Source organism: Kitasatospora sp. NPDC094015, assembly GCF_040304075.1.
Taxonomy (GTDB): domain Bacteria; phylum Actinomycetota; class Actinomycetes; order Streptomycetales; family Streptomycetaceae; genus Kitasatospora.
Genome location: NZ_JBEOUL010000001.1, coordinates 335,114 through 355,183, shown reverse-complemented (window position 1 = coordinate 355,183; position 20,070 = coordinate 335,114). Strand labels below are relative to the sequence as shown.

The window sequence follows — 20,070 nt, the reverse complement described above, 5'->3', positions numbered from 1 at the left end:
AGATCCGCGGGCGCGGCCGCAGCCCGACCGGTACGGTCCGGGCCATGACATTCTCGATCGTGGCCCGTTCCGGTACGGCCTTCGGCGTGGCGGTGGCGAGCAGGTTCCTGGCGGCCGGAGCGGTGGTCCCCGCCGCCGACGCGGCCGCCGGCGCCCTCGCCACCCAGGCCTGGGCCAACCTCGCGTACCGCCCGCAGGGCCTGACCATGCTCCGCACCGGCGTGGCCCCCGCCGACGTGGTGGCGGCCCTGACCACCGCCGACGGCCTGCGCGCCGAACGTCAGCTGGGCGTGGTCGGCCCGGCCGGCGACGGCGCGAGCTACACCGGCGAGGAGTGCGTGCCCTGGGCCGGCGGCGTGGTGGGTGACGGGTACGCCATCCAGGGGAACATCCTCACCGGCCCCGAGGTGGTCGCCGCGATGGAGGGTGCCTGGCTGGCCGGGGCCGAGCAGCCGTTGACCGCCCGCCTGCTCGCGGTGCTGGCCGCGGGCGACGCGGCGGGCGGCGACCGCCGGGGCCGGCAGAGCGCGGCCCTGTACGTGGTGGACCCGGGGAAGGGCTTCGCCGGATCCGGCGACGTCGCGTACGACCTGCGGGTGGACGACCACCCGGATCCGGTGGCGGAACTGCGCCGCCTGCTCGGCGTGCACGAGCTGCTGTTCGGTGCCGGTGACCCGGCGTCCCTGCTGGAGCTGACCGCCGAGCTGTCCGCCGAGGTGGAGTCCCGGCTCGCCCGGCTCGGGCACACCTCGCTGGAGCACTGGGCCGGGCTGGAGAACATCGAGGGCCGCCTGGTCCGGGATGCGGTGGACCCGGTGCTGCTGGACCACCTGCGAGCGGTCTCCGAGCGGGTGGGCGGCTGAGCCGGCGCGGCTGCCTCGGTGCCTCGGTGCGCGGGGGTCGGCCGGTGTCCCGGCGGGCGCCGGTTGGGAAGACGATCGTCGGTCAGGAAGGAATCCGACGCCCTACCGGGACGCGGAGTCCGGTGGCCGGCGGGCCGACCCCCTCGCCATCAACATGCTGGAGCATTCACTACGCTATTGCAAGTAAGAGGCAATAGTGTGGCTTCGGCATGATCGACACCGTTGAAAGGGGCCGTGTCCCGATGGGCACCTACTCGCTTCCCGACCTTCCCTACGACTACTCCGCGCTCGAGGCCGCGATGTCGGCGGAGATCCTGGAGCTGCACCACTCCAAGCACCACGCCGCCTACGTCAAGGGCGCCAACGACACCATCGAGCAGCTGGCCGAGGCCCGCGACAAGGAGCAGTTCGGCGGTCTGGTGGGGCTGCAGAAGACGCTGGCCTTCCACCTGTCGGGCCACGTGCTGCACTCGCTGTTCTGGGAGAACCTCTCCCCGGACGGCGGCGACCGCCCCGACGGGGCCCTCGGCGACGCGATCGAGGAGCACTTCGGCGGCTTCGAGACGTTCCGCAAGCAGCTGACCACCGCGACCGTCGGCGTCCAGGGCTCCGGCTGGGGCATCCTCTCCTGGGAGCCGCTCGGGCAGCGCCTGATCGTCGAGCAGGTCTACGACCACCACGGCAACGTGGGCCAGGGCACCACCCCGCTGCTCGCCTTCGACGCCTGGGAGCACGCCTACTACCTGCAGTACCGCAACGTCCGCCCCGACTACGTCACCAAGCTCTGGGACGTCGTCAACTGGAACGACGTCGCCGCCCGCTTCGCCGCGGCCACGAGCGCCTGACGCGCTCCGCCCCGGTCCGGCCGGCAGGGCGCCGCAGCGCCCCGCCGGCCGGTCACAGCTGCTCGGCCGGCAGGGCCAGGTACTCCTCGCGCAGCCGGGCGAGCACCGGGTGCCCGGGGTCGAACTCCACGCCGTCGACCGCCGCGATCGGGCGGATGCCGAAGCCGGCGTTGGTGGCGCAGGCGGCCTCGAACCGGCCGAGACCGTCGAGGGTCACCCGCTCGGAGCGCTGCGGGCCGCCGTGCGCACGGGCGATCAGCGCCGCGGTGATCCCGGGTAGTTGCTCGGCCTCGGGGGCGACGAGCCGCTCGCCGTCGTGGAAGAGGATGTTCCAGGTGGCGCCCTCGCGGACCACCCCGCCGGGGCCGGTGAGCAGCGCGTCGTCGAAGCCGGCCAGCTGGGCCAGCCGCCGCTCGTGCAGCAGTCCGAACAGGCCGGTGTGCTTGACCTGCGCGAGCTCGCGCCGGTAGGTGGTGCTGCGCACCCGCAGCGGCGGCAGGGCGGCCGGGGCGGCGGGCCGGAGCGTCACCAGCACCCGGGGGTCGGCCGGTGCCCCGGGGCGCTCCAGCGTCAGGTCGGGGTCGAAGACGGTGACCCGCGCGGTCACCGGGCCGGGCGCATCCGCGACCGCCGCGCGCAGCCGGGCCCGGACCAGCTCCGGATCGAGCTCGGCGCCGAACACCAGGCGGCAGTCCCGCACCAGCCGGGCCAGGTGCAGGTCCAGCCCGCGGACCTGCCCGTCTGCCACCCGGAGCGTGGTGAAGTGGCCGTAGTTGGTCATGGCCAGCGCCGCGACCTGGCGGACCTCGGCGGGCTCCCCGTTCAGCTCGATCATGGCGGCCAGTGTGGCAGAGCACCCGCCCGAACAGACCGGCCGACGGCGGGTCAGCTGCCGACGATGGAGAAGCTCAGCCAGTGCTCGGAGGCGTCCTCGACCGCGGTGTTGGTGGCCAGGTAGAAGGTCGCGGCACCCTCCGGGTCGGTGCAGTCCGGGCCGTGGTGCAGGACCACGTCGGACAGCAGGTTGTTGCGGACCGCGGTCACGCCCTGGCCGAAGCCGTGGCAGTCGCCGGACAGCGGGCTGGTGAGCTTCTGCACGGTGGTGCCGTCGGACGCGATGATGGTGCCGATCGGCGGGTCCGAGCAGCCGGCCAGGGTGAGCGAGAGGGCGGCTGCGCCGACGAGGGCGGTGAGCGACCTGGGGACGGCCATGGCGAAGTCTCCAATACCAGGTGTGGACGGCGTGGGCAACGGCTCGAAAGATACCCTGCCGACCCGAGGATGCCCGGCTGGGACGACGCCCGATGGCGTGTCCCCGACCAGCAGTGACGAGCCGTCAGGAGCTACTGTGCGGGCGCCATCGCGGCGCGCACCCGGGCGGCCGTCTCCGCCGCCTCGGCCTCGTCCCGGTAATGGGTGCGCGGCCAGAAGAAGCCGCGCAGCCCGTCCTTCCGGTTGCGCGGCACCACGTGGACGTGCAGGTGCGGCACCGACTGGCTGACCCGGTTGTTGGCCGCCACGAAACTGCCGGCCGCCGCCGTCCCGGACTCCACCGCCGCGGTCACCCGCCGGACCCGCGCGAAGAACGGGCCGACCGATGCCGCGGGAAGGTCGGTCAGCGTCTCCAGGTGCTCCCGGGGGACCACCAGGACGTGCCCGGGGAAGAGCGGCCGGTGGTCGAGGAAGGCCACCGCCACCTCGTCCTCCAGCACCCGGTGGGCCGGTACCGTCCCGGCGATCACGGCGCAGAAGATGCACTCCACGGCGCGATTATCGCCCCGCCCGTCCGGTCGGCGGCGCCAGGCGGGGCCGGTGGCCGGTGCCGATCGGCCGATCGGTGGCACCGGCGGTGGCGAGCCGACGGGGTGTCACCGCCGCGGACCTCAGCGCAGGCGGTGCACCGGCGCCGGTGTGAGGATGCGAAGGTGACCACCACCAGCGAGAGCGACCCGGCCGCCCCGCAGGCGGCGCCGCCCGTGCTCGACCGGCGCCGGCGCAACATCGTGTTCGGCACCATCATGCTCGGCATGCTGCTGGCGGCGCTGGACCAGACCATCGTCGGCACCGCGCTGCCGACCATCGTCGCCGACCTCGGTGGGGCCGCCCACATGTCCTGGGTGGTGACCTCCTACCTGCTGGCGGAGACCGTCACCACCGCGCTGGTCGGCAAGTTCGGCGACCTGTTCGGGCGCAAGCTGGTCTTCCAGGTCTCGGCGATCGTCTTCATCACCGGCTCCTTCTTCTGCGGCCTCGCCACCAACATGTCGCTGCTGATCGGCTGGCGGGCCCTCCAGGGCGTCGGCGCCGGCGGCCTGATGGTCACCGCGATGGCGCTGATCGCCGACGTCATCCCGCTGCGCGAGCGCGGCAAGTACCAGGGCGCGATCGGCGCGGTGTTCGGCGTGGCCACGGTGATCGGCCCGCTGCTGGGCGGCCTGTTCACCGACCACCTGACCTGGCGCTGGGCGTTCTACGTCAACGTCCCGATCGCCGTCCTGGTGGTGATCGCGGCGGCCCGGAACATCCCCTCGGTCCGCTCGGCCTCCCGCCCGGTGATCGACTACCTGGGGATCGCCCTGGTCGCCGTCGGGGCGAGCGCGCTGATCCTCGCCACCAGCTGGGGCGGCAACGAGTACCCCTGGGGCTCGGCGACCATCGTCGGCCTGTTCGTGCTCGGCGTGTTGGCGCTGGCGGCGTTCTGCGTGGTGGAGACCCGGGCCGCCGAGCCGATGCTGCCGATGCGGCTGTTCCGCAACCCGGTCTTCACGGTCTGCTCGGTGCTCAGCTTCATCGTCGGCTTCGCGATGCTCGGTGCCCTGACCTTCCTGCCGACCTTCCTCCAGTACGTGGACGGGGACTCCGCCACCGTCTCCGGGGTGCGGACCCTGCCGATGGTGCTCGGCCTGCTGATCGCCTCGGTGTTCAGCGGCAACGTGGTCTCCCGGACCGGCCACTACCGGATCTTCCCGATCGTCGGCTCGCTGGTGATGGCGCTCGGCCTCTACCTGCTGTCGCGGATGGACGCGGACACCGGCGCCTGGCTCGCCTCGCTCTACATGTTCGTGCTCGGCACCGGCATCGGCCTGTGCATGCAGGTGCTGACCATCGCGGTGCAGAACACCGTCGACTACACCGACCTCGGCACGGCCACCTCCGGGGTCACCTTCTTCCGCACCCTCGGCAGCTCCTTCGGCACCGCCGTGTTCGGCACCATCTACGCCAACGCGCTGCGCACCAACCTGGCCGAGGGGGTCGCCGGCGCGGCCCGGCTCGGTGGCGACCCGGCGGTGGTGGCCGCCGCGGCCGGCAGTCCGGAGGGCCTGCACGGGCTGCCGCCGGAGCAGGCGGCCCCGATCGTCGACGCGTACGCCGACACCCTGCACACCGTCTTCCTCTGGACGGTGCCGGTGGCGCTGCTGGGCTTCGTGGTGGCGCTCTTCCTCAAGCAGGTCAAGCTCCGCGACTCGGCCCGGGCCACCTCCACCGACATGGGCGAGGGCTTCGCCTCGCCGACCGGCGGCGACTCGGCCCGCCTGCTGGAGCTCTCGGTCGGCTCCATCCTGCGCCGCACCGACCTGGACACCGCCCGCGAGCTGTTGCGCACCTCCGGCTCCCACCTCGACATCGCGGGCGCCTGGGCGGTCATGCAGGTCGAGCTGTTCACCCGGTCGGTGGGGCACGCCAACCTCAACCTGGTCGCGGCCCGTCGCCGGCTGCCGCCCGAGGTGCTGGAGCCGGTCTTCGAGCGGATGGTGACGGAGGGCTACCTCAGCCACGAGGGCACCTTCTACGCCCACACCGATGCCGGCCGCCGCCAGGCCGACGCGCTCAACGAGGCCTGGGCGGCCTGGCTCAACGCGGAGCTGGAGAAGGACCGCGGCCGCCCGCGCAGCTCCGAACTGCGCGCCGCGGTGGACGCCATCGCCAAGCGGATCATCCTGGAGGACCTGGCCGACGGCCTGCCCGAGAGCCACCGCCCGATGCCGGTCACGGCGGGCGCCGACCCCGGCCGCTCCTGACCGGCCGGGCCCCGGGCCCCGGGCGCCGGTCAGCGCCGCAGGAAGGTCACCTCCGGGTAGCCGGGGGAGGGGCGGTCCAGCAGGGCGGACGGCCCGCCGCGCAGGTGCCGGTCGAAGAAGGCCACCACGTACGCCCGGGTGATCGCCTCGGCGCGGGTGCTGTCGATGCTGCCGAAGGACTCCGCGACCACCTCCGGCGGGTAGAGCCCGCGGGCGCCGAAGGCGTCGACCAGATAGGGGAAGTCGCTGAACGAGAGGTGGCCGGCGGTCGGCAGGTCCAGCCAGCGCCGCCAGCCGGTCAGCCGGGGCCAGTACTCCGGCCAGCTGGAGCCGGCCTCCGCGCCGCCCGCGCGCTGCTCGCCGAGCAGCAGCACCGGGCGGTGCACGCTCCCCCGGGCGGGCGGGGTGAAGAAGTCCCCGTCCAGGTTGACCGCCGCGTCCACCCGGCCGTCCTCGGCCAGCGTCTCGACCGCGGCGGCGCCGCCGATCGAGTGGCCGGCCACCCCGATCCGGCCGCGGTCGACCCGGAGGCCGAACTCCCGGCCGAAGCCGGGGGCGGTCAGCTGGTCCAGCAGGAAGCGGATGTCCTTCGCCCGGCTGAGCGTCACCGCCGCGCCGTCCGGGTCCGCGCAGATCGCGCAGAGCTCGATCCGGCCGTCGGCGAACTGCACCGGGGCCTCGTGCCGGTGGTCCACGGCCGCCACCAGGTAGCCGCGGGCGGCCAGCTCCTCGCCCAGGGTGGTCAGGTAGGCCCGGCCGAGCCCGAGGCCGGGGGAGAGCACCACCAGCGGCCGGGCCGGGCCGGGCGCCGCCGGTGCGCCGGCCAGTGCGTGGGTGCGGACGGTCGCCAGGGCCGGGCTGCCGATCATGGCGGTGGACAGCTCCGCCGAGACGTACGGCGCGGCCCGGCCGCGCGGCAGCGGCGCCGGGTACCAGAGCGTCACCATCAGCTCCTGCGGGCCGGCTCCGGGCACCCACGGGTCGGGACGGGAGCGGTCGACCAGGTCCAGGGTCCGGGTGCCGACCGGGGTCCGGACGGTCGGCGCGAGCAGCTCCGGGCCGGCCGGGGCGGGCGCCGGCGAGGGTTCGGCGGCCACCGCCGGGCCGGCCAGCAGCACCGACAGCAGCACGGACAGCAGGACGGACAGGGCGGCGGAGCGCCGCAGCAGCTTCCTCGGCATGCCGACCACGGTAGGGAGGAGGAGGCCGGCCGGGCGTCCGCCGCACGGACGAGCCCGCTCCGTCGAAAGGAGGGCAACCCTCCTCATCCCGGGAAGAGTTGACCTTTCATCAGATCATCGGATGCGCAGGGCGGCCGCGGCCGCCCCGACCAGGCCGGCGTCGGTGCCCAGCCGCGCGCGGTGCACCTGGATGCCGCGGACGAACGGCAGCGCGGCGAAGGTGTCCAGGTGCCGGGCGAGCGGTTCGAACAGCACCGGGCCGCACTGCGCGACCCCGCCGCCGATCACCACCGCCTCGATCTCCACCAGCGTGGCGGTGGCCGCGATGCCCGCCGCGAGTGCCCGCGCGGCCCGGTCGAAGGCGGCCAGCGCCACCGGGTCGCCCGCCCGTGCCGACTCGGCGACGGCGGCGGCCGAGGCGTCCGCCCCGGGCGCCCGCCAGCCGTGCGCCAGCGCGTACCGGGCGATCGCCGTGCCGCTGGCCAGGCCCTCGACGCAGCCCACGCTGCCGCACGGGCAGGGATCGCCGTGCAGGTCCACGCTGATGTGGCCGATGTGGCCCGCGTTGCCGGTCAGGCCCGCGTGCACCCGCCCGTCCAGGACCAGCCCGCCGCCGACCCCGGTCGACACCACCATGCACAGCGCGCTGCGGTGGCCGGCCGCGGCGCCGAGCCAGTGCTCGGCCTCGGCGATCGCCGTCCCGTCGCCGATCAGGGTGACCGGCACCCGGACGGCCGGGTGCGCGCCGACCTGCTCGACCAGCGGGAAGCCGCGCCAGGCCGGGATGTTCACCGGGCTGACGGTGCCCGCGGAGGCGTCCACCGGGCCGGCGCTGCCGATCCCGACCGCCGTCACCTCGGGCCAGCGCGGGTCGGTGGCGAGTTCGTCGATCAGGTCCAGCACCGTCTTCAGCACCACCTCGGCGCCGGCCCGCGCCGGGGTGGGCCGCCGGGCCCCGGCGGTCAGGTTGCCGTCGGCGTCCACCAGGGCGGCGGCCACCTTCGTCCCGCCGATGTCCACGGCCGCCACCAGGCGCTCCGCCTCGCCACCCGCCACTGTCGCCACCTTCCGCGCTCGGCCCCGCCGAGCCCGGGCCACCGGCCCGCCAGGCTACCGCGCGGCGGCCGTCGGGGCGCCGTCCGCCCCCGCGGCCTCAGTCGTCGATCGCCTGGTAGGCGAGGGTGCGGAAGTCCCGGGCGATCGGCGGCGGCTCGGGGCTGGTCCAGGATGCCTGGGTGAGCAGCAGCAGGGTCAGCTCCTCGCGCGGGTCGGCGGTCCAGCAGGTGCCGAGGCCGCCGTCCCAGCCGTACGAGCCGACCGATCCGTCCAGTCCGGTGCGGGTGGTGGTGACCCCGACGCCGAAGCCCCAGCCGAAGGTGTCGAACTGGTCCGGCACCAGGCCGGAGGCGGCCTTCTGGGCGGGGGTGAGGTGGTCGGTGGTCATCAGCTCGACGGCGGGGCGGCTGAGCACCCGGCGGCCGGCGTGCCGGCCCAGGCCCAGCAGCATCCGGCTGAACGCCAGGTAGTCGTCGGCGCAGGAGACCAGCCCCGCACCGCCGGAGGGGAAGGCCGGCGGGCGGCTCCAGCTGCCGCCGGCCGCCGGGTCGTACGGTTCGAGCGCGCCGCTCACCGGGTCGGTCAGGTAGCTGGTGGCCAACCGGCCGATCCGGTCGGCGGGGACGCTGAAGGCGGTGTCGCGCATGCCCAGCGGGTCGAGGATCCGCTCCCGCAGGACCTCCTCCAGCGGCCGGCCGGCGGCCCGCGCGAGCAGGATTCCGGTCAGGTCGGCACCGGTGTGGTACATCCAGCGCTCGCCCGGCTGGTGCAGCAGCGGGAGGGTGGCGAACCGGCGCAGCCACTCGTCCGGCTCCGGGTCCTTGGACGGGTCGGGCGGGCCGACGTACAGCCCGCTGTCGAGGACGGCGCGCTGCACCGGGTAGCTGCCGGGCGGGGCCATCAGGGCGCCGAAGCCGAGCCGGAAGGTGAGCAGGTCGCGCAGGGTGATGGGCCGTCGGGCGGGTTCGGTGTCCTCGACCGGGCCGTCGAGTGCCCGCAGCACCCGGCGGTCGGCCAGCTCGGGCAGCAGCCCGTCCACCGGGTCGTCCAGCCTCAGCAGGCCCTCCTCGACCAGGGCCATCGCGGCGGCCGCGACCACCGGCTTGGTCATCGAGGAGATCCGGAAGAGGGTGTCCCGCCGCATCGGCTCGTCGCCGCCGGCCTCCAGGGTGCCGTGCACCTCGATGTGCACGTGGCCGCGCCGCTGCACCACGGCGACCAGCCCGGGGACCTCGCCCCGCTCGACGTAGCCGGCCAGCGCCGTGCGCAGGCGGGCGAGCCGCGCCTCGGACAGTCCGCCGTCACTCATCTGCGCACGCTCCTTCGCCGGTGGCCGCCAGGGAACGTCTGTCCGCCGAGGGCGCCGGCCATGCCGCCGGGCCGGTGCTGTCACCCGGCCGGCCCGGCGGGCTCAGTCCTCCGCGCGCAGGACGACCAGCGGCCGGGCCGGGTCGGTCTCGTACACCTGGACGGTGACCTGCCGGCCGCCGCTCGTGCGGACGGTCTCGGTGAACGGGCCGCCGGCCGGTGCTCCGCAGCCGCTCAGCGGTGCGGACCCGGGCGCCGGGGCGGGCGCCGGCAGCCCGCCCGTGGTCAGGAACTCCCGCAGGCCGTCGGGGGTGGTGGTGAAGGTCGCCATCAGGTGGAAGCGGTCGAAGAACGGCCCGGTCACCGAGTCGTGCCGCAGGTCGACGCTGTCCGTCGGCAGGGTCAGGTCGAAGTACCCGCTCTCCTGGTCGAACTCGCGGAACGAGGACGAGCACGCCGCCCGGTCCTTGTGCTCGCCGGGGGCCGGTGCGAGCACGCCGGAGCAGAGCACGAACACGACCGCCGCTCCCGCCACGATCGCCGTCAGGCAGCCGAGCACGACCGCCTTCCCCGTCCGATGACCCCCCGCACGTTCCAGCACGGCGGCCACTCTGCCCGAACGGGCGTACGGCGGCAAACCCGGACGGGTGGTCAGCGCGGTGCGGCCACCAGGGCGAGCGGGTCGGTCGGGTCGCCGAACACCGTGCGCAGCGCCCGGGCCGCCGCGTGCAGGCCGGCCATGCCGTGCACGCCCGGCCCGGGCGGGGTGGCGGCGGAGCACAGGAACAGGCCGGGCACCCCGGTGGCGTACGGGTCGAGCGCGGGCACCGGGCGCAGCACGGTCTGGCGCAGGGTCATCGCGCCGGCGCCGATGTCGCCGCCGACGTAGTTGGCGTTGTAGGCGGCCAGGTCGGCGGCGGTGGTGGCGCGCCGGGCCAGCACCAGGTCCCGGAAGCCGGGGGCGAAGCGCTCGATCTGGGCGGTGACCGCCTCGCCGGCGTCGACGGTGGAGCCGTGCGGCACGTGGGCGTAGCTGTACAGGGTGTGCTGTCCGGCGGGTGCCCGGGTGTCGTCCACCACGCCGGGCTGGACGGCGAGCACGAACGGGCGCTCGGCGTGCCGGCCGGCGGCGATCTCCCGTTCGGCGGCGACGGTCTGCTCCCGGGTGCCGGACAGGTGCAGGGTGCCGGCCAGGGCGCAGTCGGGGTCGCGCCAGGGCACCGGTCCGGCGAGCGCGAAGTCGACCTTGCAGGCGCCGGATCCGTAGCGGTAGCCGCGCAGCCGTCGGGCGTGGCGGTCGGGCAGGCGGCGGCCGGCGATCCGCAGCAGGCCGGTGGGGGAGGTGTCCAGCAGGACGGCCCGGGCCAGCGGGAGGTCCTCCAGCGAGCCGATCGGGTGGCCGGTGACGATCCGGGCGCCGCGGCGGGTCAGCTCCTCGGCCATCGCGTCGACCACGGACTGGCTGCCGCCGCGCGGGACCGGCCAGCCGACGGCGTGCGCCAGGGTGCCCAGCAGCAGGCCGGCGCCGGCCGGGGCGAGTTCGCGCGGCGGGCGGACGGCGTGGGCGGCGACCCCGGCGAACAGCGCCCTGGCCCGTTCCCCGCGCAGCCGGGCGCCGCGGGCGGGGGAGCCGAACTCGGCGGTGCGCAGCAGCAGCCGCAGCGCGGTGAGCGGATCGGCGGGCACCCGGCGCTGGTCGGAGAGCACGGCGGCGACCAGGCCCTGCCAGCGCTCCACCAGCGGGCCGAAGACCGCGCGCCAGGCGGCGCCGTCCCGGCCCAGACCGTCCGCGGTGCGGTCCAGGTCGCGCCAGGCCAGGCCGGCCGGCGCGCCGTCCAGCGGCTGGGCGTACGCGATCTCGGGCTGGAGCAGTTCGACCCGCCGGGCCAGTCCGAAGGCCCGGAAGAACGGTGAGGCGAGCGCCATCGGATGGGCGACCGAGCAGACGTCGTGCCGGAAGCCGGGCAGGGTGGTGGCGGCCGTGCGGGCGCCGCCGCCGACGGTGTCGGCAGCCTCGTGCACCTCGACCCGCAGGCCGGCCCCGGCCAGCACCAGGGCGGCGGCCAGCCCGTTCGGGCCGGCACCCACCACCACGGCGTCGGTCTCGCCGTTCGACCGGTTGCCGATCATGCCCGTTCCCCCTTCGGTGGACCTGCGCCCACTCTCTCAGGCGGTGCGCAGCGAGGTGGTGGCGCGCACCGCCCGGGCCGTGGTGGTGGCCCGGAAGCGGTGGTAGGCGTCGAGGTCGAACCGGCCGGCCCGGGGGGCGAGCACGGTGGCGGCGGAGAGCGCGACCGCGTCGGGCAGGACGGCGGGCCAGCCGGCGCCGCCGGCCAGGCCGGCGGCGATCGCGGCCACCGCCGAGTCGCCGGCGCCGGTGGGGTTGCCGGTCACGGTGGCGGGCGGGGCGCAGCTCCAGGCGCCGTCCCGGTCGAGCGCGAACAGGCCGTCGGGGCCGAGCGAGGCGACCACCGCGCCGGCGCCCCGGGCCCGCAGGTCGGCCGCCGCGGAGGCGACGTCGGACAGGCCGGTGGCGGCCAGCAGTTCGGCGGCGTTCGGCTTGACCACGCTCGGGCCGGCGGCCAGCGCGGCCGTCAGGGCGGGTCCGTCGGCGTCCAGCACGGTCGGTACGCCGTGCCGGGCGGCGCGTTCGACCAGCCCGGCGTAGGCGTCGTGGGGCAGCCCGGGCGGCAGGCTGCCGGAGAGCACCAGCACGGTGGCGTCCGGCAGCAGCCGGTCCACCTCGGCCAGCAGGGCGGCCCACTGCGCGGCGGCCAGTTCTGGCCCGGGTTCGTTGAACACGGTGGCGTCCGCCGGGTCGACCACCGTGACCGTCCGCCGGGTCTCGCCGGTGATCGGCACGGCGGTGAACGGCAGCCCGGCGCCGGTCAGCTCGGCCGCCACCGCGGCCCCGGTCGCGCCGCCGAGCGGCAGCACGCCGTGCGCCCGGCGGCCGAGCGCGGCCAGCACCCGGGCGACGTTCACCCCTTTGCCGCCGGCCTGGGCGGCGACCTCGGTGACCCGGTGGCTGCCGTGCGGGCGCAGCTCGGGGACGGTGTAGGTGAGATCGAGGGCCGGGTTCGGTGTGACGATCAGGATCACGGCTGCGGACTCCCGGGTGACGTTTTCTGCGCGATGAGCGGGCTCTTCGAGCAGATTCAATCACTCACTTGAGCAGTCGCGACAGTCTCCGGTCGGCCAGCATCCGGCCGCCGGTCTGGCAGGTCGGGCAGTACTGGAGCGAGGAGTCGGCGAAATTGACGGACCGTACGGTGTCCCCGCAGCGCGGGCAGCGTTCCCCGGCCCGCCCGTGCACGGCCAGCCCGGCCTTCTTCTCGGCCTTCAGGGCGTCCGCGGCGCCGGCCGCGCGGGCCCGCTCCAGCGCCTCGGTCAGCACCCCGCGCACCGCCGTGAACAGCCGCTCCCGCTGCTCCTCGTCGAGCGAGGCGGCCAGCGCGTACGGGGAGAGCCGGGCCGCGTGCAGGATCTCGTCCGAGTAGGCGTTGCCGATCCCGGCCAGCACGCTCTGGTCGGTGAGCAGGGTCTTCAGGCGCTTGCGGACGCCCGAGGTGAGGGCGGCCAGCGCGGCCGGGGTGAACTCCTCGCCCAGCGGGTCCGGGCCGAGCCGGGCCACCCCGGGCACCGCGCCCGGATCGGTCACCACGTAGGCGGCCAGCCGCTTGGTGGTGCCCTGCTCGGTCACCTCGAAGCCCGATCCGTCGTCCAGCACCAGCCGCAGGGCGAGCGGCCCGTGGCCGGGGCGGCGGGCAGGAGCTGGGTCCGGGAAGGCGGCCCGGCGCCGGATCCAGCCGGCCCGGGCCAGGTGCAGCACCAGGTGCAGGTCGTCGGCGGTGGCCAGGTCGAGGAACTTGCCGTGCCGGCCGACGCCCCTGACGGCCTGTCCGTGCAGCGCGTGGGCGGGCGGGTCGAAGGTCTTCAGCACCTGCACCGACAGCACGTCCAGCCGGGCGAGGGTACGGCCGGCGCAGTCGGCGGTCATGCGCTCGGCGAGGGCTTGGACTTCGGGAAGCTCCGGCACAGCGCCAGTCTCGCCCGGCACCGGCCGGGCGGCCACCGCTGTCCGGGGGGACGTATCGGGCATCCCCGGCCGGGACGGTATCGTACGGCCGTCACAGTGACACTCGACTGGAGGAACAGGCCAGATGGACATCGACACGGCCAAGGCGGTCTTCACCCGCTTCGACCTGGACGGCGACGGGCACATCTCGCCGGAGGAGTACTCCAAGGTCATGGCGGAGATGGGCGACCCGTACATCACCGTGCCCAAGGCCCAGGCGCTGATCAGCGACGCGGACACCAGCCGGGACGGCCTGCTGTCCTTCGACGAGTTCTGGGCGATCCAGGCTCGCTGACGACGCGCGTCGTGGCCCCGGCTCCGCTCGCGGCGCCGGGGCCGCGCCGCTTCCGGAAGGAGTGAGGTGCCCGCCCAGACCGTCCCCCTGGTGGTGCTCGCCTCGGCGGTGCTGCACGCGGTGTGGAACGCGCTCGCCCACGGGGTCCGCGACAAGCTGGCCGGCTTCGCGCTGATGAACACCGCGTTCCTCGGCTGCGGCGCGGTGCTGGCCTGCCTGACCCCGCTGCCCGACCCGGCCGCCTGGCCGTACATCGCCGCCTCCACGGCGCTCCAGGTCGGCTACCAGTTGCTGCTGCTCCAGGCCTACCGGCTCGGCGACTTCGGCCAGATGTACCCGATCGCGCGCGGTACCTCGCCGCTGGTGGTCGCGCTGCTGGCGGCCACCGTGCTCGGCCCCGGGCTGCCCGGCGGCAAGCTGGCCGGGGTCGTGGTGATCTCGTTCGGGCTGGCCGGGCTGGCGCTGGCCGGGGGAGTGCCGGGCCGGGCCCAGCTGCCCGCGCTGGCGGCCGCGGTCGGCACCGGTGTGATGATCGCCGGTTACACCGTGGTCGACGGCACCGGCGTACGGCTCGCCGGCAGCGCGGCCGGCTACATCGCGTGGATGTTCCTCACCCAGGGCCTCGCCATGCTCACCGTCGCGGCGGCGCTGCGCGGCCGGGCGCTGCCCGGCCAGCTGCGGACCGGCTGGCGCCAGGGCGTCGCCGGCGGCCTGATGTCGCTGACCGCCTACGGCCTGGTGGTCTGGGCGCAGGCCCAGCCGGGCAGCGACCTGGCCACGGTGGCCGCGCTGCGGGAGACCAGCATCGTGATCGCCGCCGTGATCGGCGCCGTCGTGCTGCGCGAGGGCCTCGGCCGGATCCGGCTGGCCGCCAGCGCGGCCGTGCTGGCGGGCATCGCCGTGCTGGAGCTGGTGCACGGCTGACACCGGTGACGACCGTGCCCCCGGCGGCCCTTCGAGGGGCTGCCGGGGGCACGGTCGTGACGCTCGCGGGTCAGTGGATGCCGGCGTCCTTGCAGGCCGCGGCACGGGGCGCGTCGCAGATCTGCTGGGCCGTGTAGAGGCCGCCCGCGATCACGGTTTCGTTGATCCGCTCCTTGGTGACCACGATCGGGCTGAGCAGCATGGACGGGATCTGGGCGCCGTCGCTGGCGGTGATCGAGGTGGCCACCGTGGTCACGTCCAGGCCCTTGACCAGGTAGACCGCCAGGTTGGCGGCGGCGTCGGTCTCCGGCGCGTACGGCTTGAAGATGGTGTACGCCTGCTCGCCGGTCAGCACCCGCTGGATCGCGTCGAGCGAGGAGTCCTGGCCGCCTACCGGCACCGAGATGCCGTTCTTCCGCAGGGTGTCGATGATCGAGGCGGCCATGCCGTCGTTGGCGGAGTAGACCGCCTGGAAGCCGTTCTTGCCCAGCTTGGCGATCGCCTCGTTGGTCTTCTGGGCCGCCACCTCGGGCTTCCACTCGCCGGACTGCTCGTAGACGATGCCCTTGACCTTGCCGTCCAGGGCCTTGTGGGCACCGGCCTTGAAGTCCGCGGCGTTGGGGTCGCTCTCGGCGCCGTTGATCATCACGACCTGGGCGGTGGAGGCCTTGTTGCCGAGCGCCGTGAGCAGGGCCTGGCCCTGCAGCTCGCCGGTGCGGGCGTTGTCGAAGGAGACGTAGGCGGCCACGTTGCCGGAGGCCAGGCGGTCGTACGCGACGACCTTGGCACCCTTCCTGGTCGCCTCGTCGACCCACGGCGCGGTCGCCTTGGCGTTCACCGCGTCGAGCAGGATGACCTTGACGCCGCGCGCCAGCATGTCCTCGAACTGCTGCTTCTGGGTGCCCTCGTCGCCGTCGGCGTTGGCGTAGTCGATGGTGCACTTGGTGCACAGCCCGGCGACCGAGGCCTCGATCAGCGGCTTGTCGAAGCTCTCGTAGCGCGTCGAGGAGGCGCGCTCGGGCAGCAGCAGGCCGATGGTCTTGTTGCTGCCGGTGCCGGACTGCTTCGATCCGTCGGACCCGCAGGCGGCCAGCGACAGCGTCATCGACACAGCGGCCGTGCCGACGAGCAGGCGACGCGTCATTGCGTTCATGGTGGGTGGTGCCTCCCTGACAGCGCCGCAGACTCGCGGCGAGTGAAGGGGAGTCAAGCTGGCACCCCGATGTGACGTCAATAATTAAAGCATCCTGCGTACAATGTCGACCAAGTCGTTACATTCTTGAATGGGCATCGTTGCTGACCTGCGCCGACCGGGAGCAGGCTGTCGGCAACAGGTCAACTTTTCAACACGAACCGTTCAACTCGCCTGCGCCCCGGGGTGGCAGGGCCGGACCCGCCGCCCGGATGCGGGCCTCACCGCTCGGCCCGGACCACCAGGAAGACCCCGCTGACCACCACCGCGCCGCCCAGCAGCACCGGCCAGGTCAGCGGCTCGGCCAGGACCAGCCAGCCGAGCACCACCGCCACCACCGGGTTCACGTACGCGTAGGTGGCGACCAGCGACAGCGGGGCGCGCTGGAGCAGCCAGGCGTAGGCGGTGAACGCGACCAGCGAGCCGAAGACGCACAGGTAGCCCAGTGCCAGCCAGGAACGGGTCGAGACCGCCGCGAGCTCGAAGTGCGCCGGCTCCTGCCGGACCACCGCCAGCAGCAGCGCCCCCACCCCGCCCGCCAGCATCTCGTACACGCTGGCGGCCATCGGGTTGGCCGGCATCTCCAGCCGGCCGGCCAGGAACGAGCCGACGGCCCAGATCACCGCGCCCGCCACCACCGACAGCAGGCCGCCGAGCCGCAGCTCCCCGCTCAGCCCCGGCGAGGTCAGCACCAGCAGCCCGAGCAGTCCCAGGCCGACCCCGGCCAGCGTCGCGCCGGGCGGCCGGCGCCCGCCGACCAGGTTCAGCAGCACCACCCACAGCGGCACGCTCGCCACCAGCAGCGCGGCCATCCCCGACGGCACCGACCGCTCGGCGAGCACCAGCAGCCCGTTGCCGCCCACCAGCAGCAGCAGCCCGACCAGCGCCGCCGAGCCGAACTGGCGGGCGGTCACCCGCAGCGCGCCCGGCCCCTGCCGCCAGGTCACCAGCAGCGCGAGCAGCGGAGCCGCGGCGAGAAACCGCGCGGCGGCCGACAGGAACGGCGGCATGGTCTCCACCACCACCCGGATCGCCAGGTAGGTCGAGCCCCAGACCACGTAGACGATCCCGAGCGCCGCCCCGACCGCCCCGCTGATCCGCGGCCCCGCCGGCGCGTCCGCCTTGGTGAGCGGGGAGCGGGCGGTGCCGGCCGGCGGTCGTGGTGCCGTGGATGACATGGGTGACTCCGTGGTTTGGTCCTGTTGGTGGCTCGCGCGGGTATGAGACCACACCAGGCCCCCGCCCGTACACGGGGATCGGGTGAACGCCCTGGTCGGGCCGTGCGCCGACCGGATGAACGGCGCACCACCGGGTGCGCCCGGCTCCGGGCCGGTGCGCCCGGGTGGTACGGATGGGAGCCGTCCCACGGGCCGAGCCGAGGAGCGCACGGGTGGAGTGGTTCGCGGCACCGGAGTACTGGTTCGCCCGGGAGGCCTTCCAGCGGCTGCTGGCCGCGGTCTACCTGATCGCCTTCCTGGTCGCCGCCAACCAGTTCCGCGCCCTGATCGGCGAGCACGGAATGCTCCCGGTGCCCCGCTTCACCGCCCGCGTCCCGGCCCGCCGCTCACCCAGCCTGTTCCACCTGCACTACTCCGACCGGGCCTTCGCCACCACCGCCCGGACCGGCGCGGTGCTCGCCGCGGCACTGGCCGCGGGCGTGGCCGACCTGCTGCCGCTGGGGGCCGCGATGGCACTCTGGGCCGTGCTCTGGGTGCTCTACCTGTCGATCGTCAACGTCGGCCAGACCTGGTACGCGTTCGGGTGGGAGTCGCTGCTGCTGGAGAGCGGCCTGCTCGCCGTCTTCCTCGGCAACGACGAGGTGGCCCCGCCGGTGCTCGGGATGTGGCTGCTGCGCTGGCTGCTGTTCCGGGTGGAGTTCGGCGCCGGGCTGATCAAATGGCGCGGCGACCGCTGCTGGCGCACGCTCACCTGCCTCTACTACCACCACGAGACCCAGCCGATGCCCGGCCCGCTGAGCTGGTTCTTCCACCACCTGCCGCGCCCGCTGCACCGGGTCGAGGCGGCGGCCAACCACGTCGTCCAACTGATCGTGCCGTTCGGGCTCTTCCTGCCCCGGCCCGGCGCGGGCATCGCCGCCGCCCTGATCATCGCCACCCAGCTCTGGCTGCTGCTCTCCGGCAACTTCGCCTGGCTCAACTGGCTCACCGTCGCGCTCGCGCTCTCCGCCGTCGACGCCCGCGACCTGCCGCTCCCCGCCACCCCCTCGTTCGAGGGCGAACCGGCCTGGTACGAGGGGCTGGTGATCGCCCTCACCCTGCTGGTCGCGGTGCTCAGCTACTGGCCCGCCCGCAACCTGCTCTCCCGGCACCAGCAGATGAACCGCTCCTTCAACCGGCTCCATCTGGTCAACGCCTACGGCGCCTTCGGCAGCGTCGGCCGGCTGCGCCACGAGGTCGTCGTCGAAGGCACCGACGCGCACACCCTCGATGACGGCACCCGCTGGCGGGAGTACGGCTTCAAGGGCAAACCGGGCGAACCGGGGCGACTGCCCCGCCAGTTCGCGCCGTACCACCTGCGGCTCGACTGGCTGCTCTGGTTCGCCGCGATCTCGCCCGACTACGCCCGGCCGTGGTTCGACCCGTTCGTGGCCCGACTCCTGGTCAACGACCCCGACACCCTCGCCCTGTTGCGGCACAACCCGTTCCCCGGCGCGCCGCCCGCCTTCGTCCGGGCCCGGCTGTACCGTTACCGCTTCACCTCCTGGAACGAGCGGCGGGCGGGCGGAGGATGGTGGCACCGCACCCCTGTTCACGAGTACCTTCGCCCCGTGGGCCGGCACGACCTCGCACACCTGCTCCCCGCGCGGTACCGCTGAGCGCTGCCGGGTACCGCCGTGCGGGGGCCGCTCGGGCGGCGCGGCGAGTCGAACGGGCCCCGGTGCGTGCGTCCCTCGAACGCTCACCCGTATCCTGGCCTCCGCGCCGTACGCGCCGGGCTGCTCGCTCCGCCCCGACCGCTGAACCTTCCCCGCCATCTTCCCCGCCAGCCTCCCGCCAGAACCGGACCTGCCATGACAGTGCGCTTTCTGAACGACGCCGACGCCACGGTGCCGGCCCCAGCGGAAACCCCGGACGGCGACGCCCGCCGGAGCACCCGCGAGGAGCTCGGCCGGTACGCCGAACAGGGTGGATTCACCCTGACCACCGAGACCAACCCCTGGATCGAAGCGGCCGACCTGGTCGCCGGCCCCGAGGACGCCCGCGCCGCCTCGACGGTCCTGGCCGAGCTGCGCAACGGTGACATCCGCGCCGTCGGCGCGGCGGTCACCGGCCTCGCCGCCAAGGCCGGGCTGAACATCCCGGAGACCCTCAACGGGCTCAACCTGCTGCTCGACGTCTTCCAGCGGATCCAGCGCGCCGCCGGCACGCTGCGCGCCGACGTCTACGAGGCCGACCTGGAGGCGCTCACCGCCGCCACCGCGGACGGCCGTTGGCGCAAGCAGCGGGGCGTCAAGCTCTCGCTCGGCCGCCGCTGGGCGCTGCGGACGCAGGCCAAGAACCTCACCACCGGCGGCCGCACCAGCCGCTCCGACCTGCACTCCGCCCTGACCGCGGCCGCCGCCGTCCGCACCGACTGGGTCGCGCTGGCCGGCGAGGACGGCACCGCCAAGCCGGTCGTCCCGGTCGGCGGCACCCTGATCGCGGAGACCGCGCAGGCCGTCGAGTCGCTCGGCACGGCGGTCCGCTCGCTCGGGCGGCTGCTGCCCGAGCGCGACCTGGAGGCGCTGCCGCTCGGCGAGCTCGCCGACCTGGTCGACCGGCTGGCGGCGGACGAGGGCACCCTCTACCGGCTGCCCACCCTGCGGGCCCTGCGCGAGGAGCTCGCCGCGGACGGCCTGGACGTGCTGCTCGCCGAACTCACCGACCGCCAGGCGGACCGGGAGGCGGCGCTCGCCGCCTACGACCGGCACGTCGGCGCGGACGCGGAGGCCGACGAGCAGGCCGCCCGGCAGGCCCTCGCGGCGGGACCGCGGGACGGCGACGAGCCGGCGGCGGAGGTCGAGGCCGAGGCTGAGCCGGTTGTCGAGGTTGAGGTCGAGCCGGTCGCCGAGGTCGAGGTTGAGCCGGTTGCCGAGGTCGAGGTTGAGCCGGTTGCTGAGGTCGAGCCCGAGACTGAGCCCGTTGCCGAGGTTGAGCCGGTCGCGGAGGCGGAGCCGGTTGCTGAGGTCGAGCCGGTCGTTGAGGCCGAGCCCGAGGCGGAGCCGGTTGCTGAGGTCGAGCCGGTCGTTGAGGCCGAGCCCGAGGCGGAGCCGGTTGCTGAGGTCGAGCCGGTCGTTGAGGCCGAGCCG

General features: G+C 74.7%; 19 protein-coding genes. 7 read left to right on the top strand and 12 right to left on the bottom strand.

Annotated elements, in window-relative coordinates; translation table 11 throughout:
• The first annotated feature begins 44 nt into the window (after positions 1-44).
• Together ABT014_RS01620 and ABT014_RS01615 are read left to right on the top strand one after the other, a co-directional pair.
• Positions 45-863: a DUF1028 domain-containing protein gene (locus ABT014_RS01620; protein ID WP_350635642.1), complete on the top strand. Its 819-nt coding sequence runs from the start codon at positions 45-47 to the stop codon at positions 861-863.
• Positions 864-1,105: 242 nt separating this feature from the next.
• A complete protein-coding gene (locus ABT014_RS01615) occupies positions 1,106-1,708 on the top strand; it encodes a superoxide dismutase (protein WP_350635640.1) in 603 nt (200 codons plus the stop codon).
• A gap of 52 nt (positions 1,709-1,760) precedes the next feature.
• On the opposite strand, the gene ABT014_RS01610 is transcribed toward ABT014_RS01615, so the two are convergent.
• The 3 genes from ABT014_RS01610 to ABT014_RS01600 all read right to left on the bottom strand — a co-directional run bounded on the left by ABT014_RS01610 (position 1,761) and on the right by ABT014_RS01600 (position 3,471).
• Positions 1,761-2,543: an aminotransferase class IV gene (locus ABT014_RS01610; RefSeq protein WP_350635638.1), complete on the bottom strand. Its 783-nt coding sequence runs from the start codon at positions 2,541-2,543 to the stop codon at positions 1,761-1,763.
• Positions 2,544-2,593: 50 nt separating this feature from the next.
• Positions 2,594-2,920 (bottom strand): hypothetical protein, encoded by a 327-nt coding sequence (locus tag ABT014_RS01605; protein WP_350635635.1) that lies wholly within the window; start codon positions 2,918-2,920, stop codon positions 2,594-2,596.
• 131 nt (positions 2,921-3,051) lie between these two features.
• Entirely contained in the window at positions 3,052-3,471 is a 420-nt protein-coding gene (locus ABT014_RS01600; RefSeq protein ID WP_350635633.1) for an HIT family protein, read from the bottom strand.
• A 162-nt stretch (positions 3,472-3,633) separates the two neighbouring features.
• Between ABT014_RS01600 and ABT014_RS01595 the strand changes: the two genes are divergently transcribed.
• Positions 3,634-5,727, top strand: a complete 2,094-nt coding sequence (locus ABT014_RS01595) for an MDR family MFS transporter (RefSeq protein ID WP_350635631.1) — start codon at positions 3,634-3,636, stop codon at positions 5,725-5,727.
• A gap of 29 nt (positions 5,728-5,756) precedes the next feature.
• On the opposite strand, the gene ABT014_RS01590 is transcribed toward ABT014_RS01595, so the two are convergent.
• The 7 genes from ABT014_RS01590 to ABT014_RS01560 all read right to left on the bottom strand — a co-directional run bounded on the left by ABT014_RS01590 (position 5,757) and on the right by ABT014_RS01560 (position 13,311).
• Positions 5,757-6,908: an alpha/beta hydrolase family protein gene (locus tag ABT014_RS01590; RefSeq protein ID WP_350635629.1), complete on the bottom strand. Its 1,152-nt coding sequence runs from the start codon at positions 6,906-6,908 to the stop codon at positions 5,757-5,759.
• Positions 6,909-7,022: 114 nt separating this feature from the next.
• A complete protein-coding gene (locus ABT014_RS01585) occupies positions 7,023-7,964 on the bottom strand; it encodes an ROK family protein (protein ID WP_350635627.1) in 942 nt (313 codons plus the stop codon).
• 97 nt (positions 7,965-8,061) lie between these two features.
• Positions 8,062-9,273, bottom strand: coding sequence for a serine hydrolase domain-containing protein (locus ABT014_RS01580; protein WP_350635625.1), 1,212 nt, complete (start codon positions 9,271-9,273; stop codon positions 8,062-8,064).
• A 102-nt stretch (positions 9,274-9,375) separates the two neighbouring features.
• A complete protein-coding gene (locus ABT014_RS01575) occupies positions 9,376-9,873 on the bottom strand; it encodes a hypothetical protein (protein ID WP_350635623.1) in 498 nt (165 codons plus the stop codon).
• A 50-nt stretch (positions 9,874-9,923) separates the two neighbouring features.
• Positions 9,924-11,402, bottom strand: coding sequence for a phytoene desaturase family protein (locus ABT014_RS01570; protein WP_350635621.1), 1,479 nt, complete (start codon positions 11,400-11,402; stop codon positions 9,924-9,926).
• 36 nt (positions 11,403-11,438) lie between these two features.
• Positions 11,439-12,374, bottom strand: a complete 936-nt coding sequence (locus tag ABT014_RS01565; RefSeq protein ID WP_350635620.1) for a 1-phosphofructokinase family hexose kinase — start codon at positions 12,372-12,374, stop codon at positions 11,439-11,441.
• A gap of 64 nt (positions 12,375-12,438) precedes the next feature.
• The gene (locus tag ABT014_RS01560) at positions 12,439-13,311 is read right to left on the bottom strand and encodes an Fpg/Nei family DNA glycosylase (protein ID WP_350635618.1); all 873 of its coding nucleotides are present in this window, start codon (positions 13,309-13,311) and stop codon (positions 12,439-12,441) included.
• Between the two features lie 124 nt (positions 13,312-13,435).
• On the opposite strand from ABT014_RS01560, the gene ABT014_RS01555 reads away from it, so the two are divergent.
• Entirely contained in the window at positions 13,436-13,645 is a 210-nt protein-coding gene (locus tag ABT014_RS01555; RefSeq protein ID WP_350635616.1) for an EF-hand domain-containing protein, read from the top strand.
• Between the two features lie 66 nt (positions 13,646-13,711).
• Complete coding sequence (locus ABT014_RS01550) at positions 13,712-14,569, top strand: EamA family transporter (RefSeq protein ID WP_350635615.1); 858 nt, start codon at positions 13,712-13,714, stop codon at positions 14,567-14,569.
• A gap of 70 nt (positions 14,570-14,639) precedes the next feature.
• Here the strand turns inward: ABT014_RS01550 and ABT014_RS01545 are convergent, their stop codons facing one another.
• Both ABT014_RS01545 and ABT014_RS01540 read right to left on the bottom strand, forming a co-directional pair.
• On the bottom strand, positions 14,640-15,722 hold the full coding sequence (locus ABT014_RS01545; protein ID WP_502894804.1) for a sugar ABC transporter substrate-binding protein: 1,083 nt from the start codon (positions 15,720-15,722) through the stop codon (positions 14,640-14,642).
• A gap of 260 nt (positions 15,723-15,982) precedes the next feature.
• Entirely contained in the window at positions 15,983-16,939 is a 957-nt protein-coding gene (locus tag ABT014_RS01540) for an EamA family transporter (RefSeq protein WP_350635611.1), read from the bottom strand.
• 212 nt (positions 16,940-17,151) lie between these two features.
• On the opposite strand from ABT014_RS01540, the gene ABT014_RS01535 reads away from it, so the two are divergent.
• Together ABT014_RS01535 and ABT014_RS01530 are read left to right on the top strand one after the other, a co-directional pair.
• Positions 17,152-18,597: a lipase maturation factor family protein gene (locus tag ABT014_RS01535; protein ID WP_350635609.1), complete on the top strand. Its 1,446-nt coding sequence runs from the start codon at positions 17,152-17,154 to the stop codon at positions 18,595-18,597.
• A gap of 195 nt (positions 18,598-18,792) precedes the next feature.
• Positions 18,793-20,070, top strand: a 1,278-nt coding sequence (locus ABT014_RS01530) for a hypothetical protein (protein WP_350635607.1), incomplete at its 3' end; no start/stop codon positions are given.

Coding starts and splice junctions, on each gene's coding strand:
- ABT014_RS01555 (WP_350635616.1), top strand. CDS start 13,436: ATGGACATCGACACGGCCAAGGCGGTCTTCACCCGCTTCGACCTGGAC.
- ABT014_RS01545 (WP_502894804.1), bottom strand. CDS start 15,722: ATGAACGCAATGACGCGTCGCCTGCTCGTCGGCACGGCCGCTGTGTCG.
- ABT014_RS01590 (WP_350635629.1), bottom strand. CDS start 6,908: ATGCCGAGGAAGCTGCTGCGGCGCTCCGCCGCCCTGTCCGTCCTGCTG.
- ABT014_RS01615 (WP_350635640.1), top strand. CDS start 1,106: ATGGGCACCTACTCGCTTCCCGACCTTCCCTACGACTACTCCGCGCTC.
- ABT014_RS01610 (WP_350635638.1), bottom strand. CDS start 2,543: ATGATCGAGCTGAACGGGGAGCCCGCCGAGGTCCGCCAGGTCGCGGCG.
- ABT014_RS01570 (WP_350635621.1), bottom strand. CDS start 11,402: ATGATCGGCAACCGGTCGAACGGCGAGACCGACGCCGTGGTGGTGGGT.
- ABT014_RS01540 (WP_350635611.1), bottom strand. CDS start 16,939: ATGTCATCCACGGCACCACGACCGCCGGCCGGCACCGCCCGCTCCCCG.
- ABT014_RS01620 (WP_350635642.1), top strand. CDS start 45: ATGACATTCTCGATCGTGGCCCGTTCCGGTACGGCCTTCGGCGTGGCG.
- ABT014_RS01580 (WP_350635625.1), bottom strand. CDS start 9,273: ATGAGTGACGGCGGACTGTCCGAGGCGCGGCTCGCCCGCCTGCGCACG.
- ABT014_RS01605 (WP_350635635.1), bottom strand. CDS start 2,920: ATGGCCGTCCCCAGGTCGCTCACCGCCCTCGTCGGCGCAGCCGCCCTC.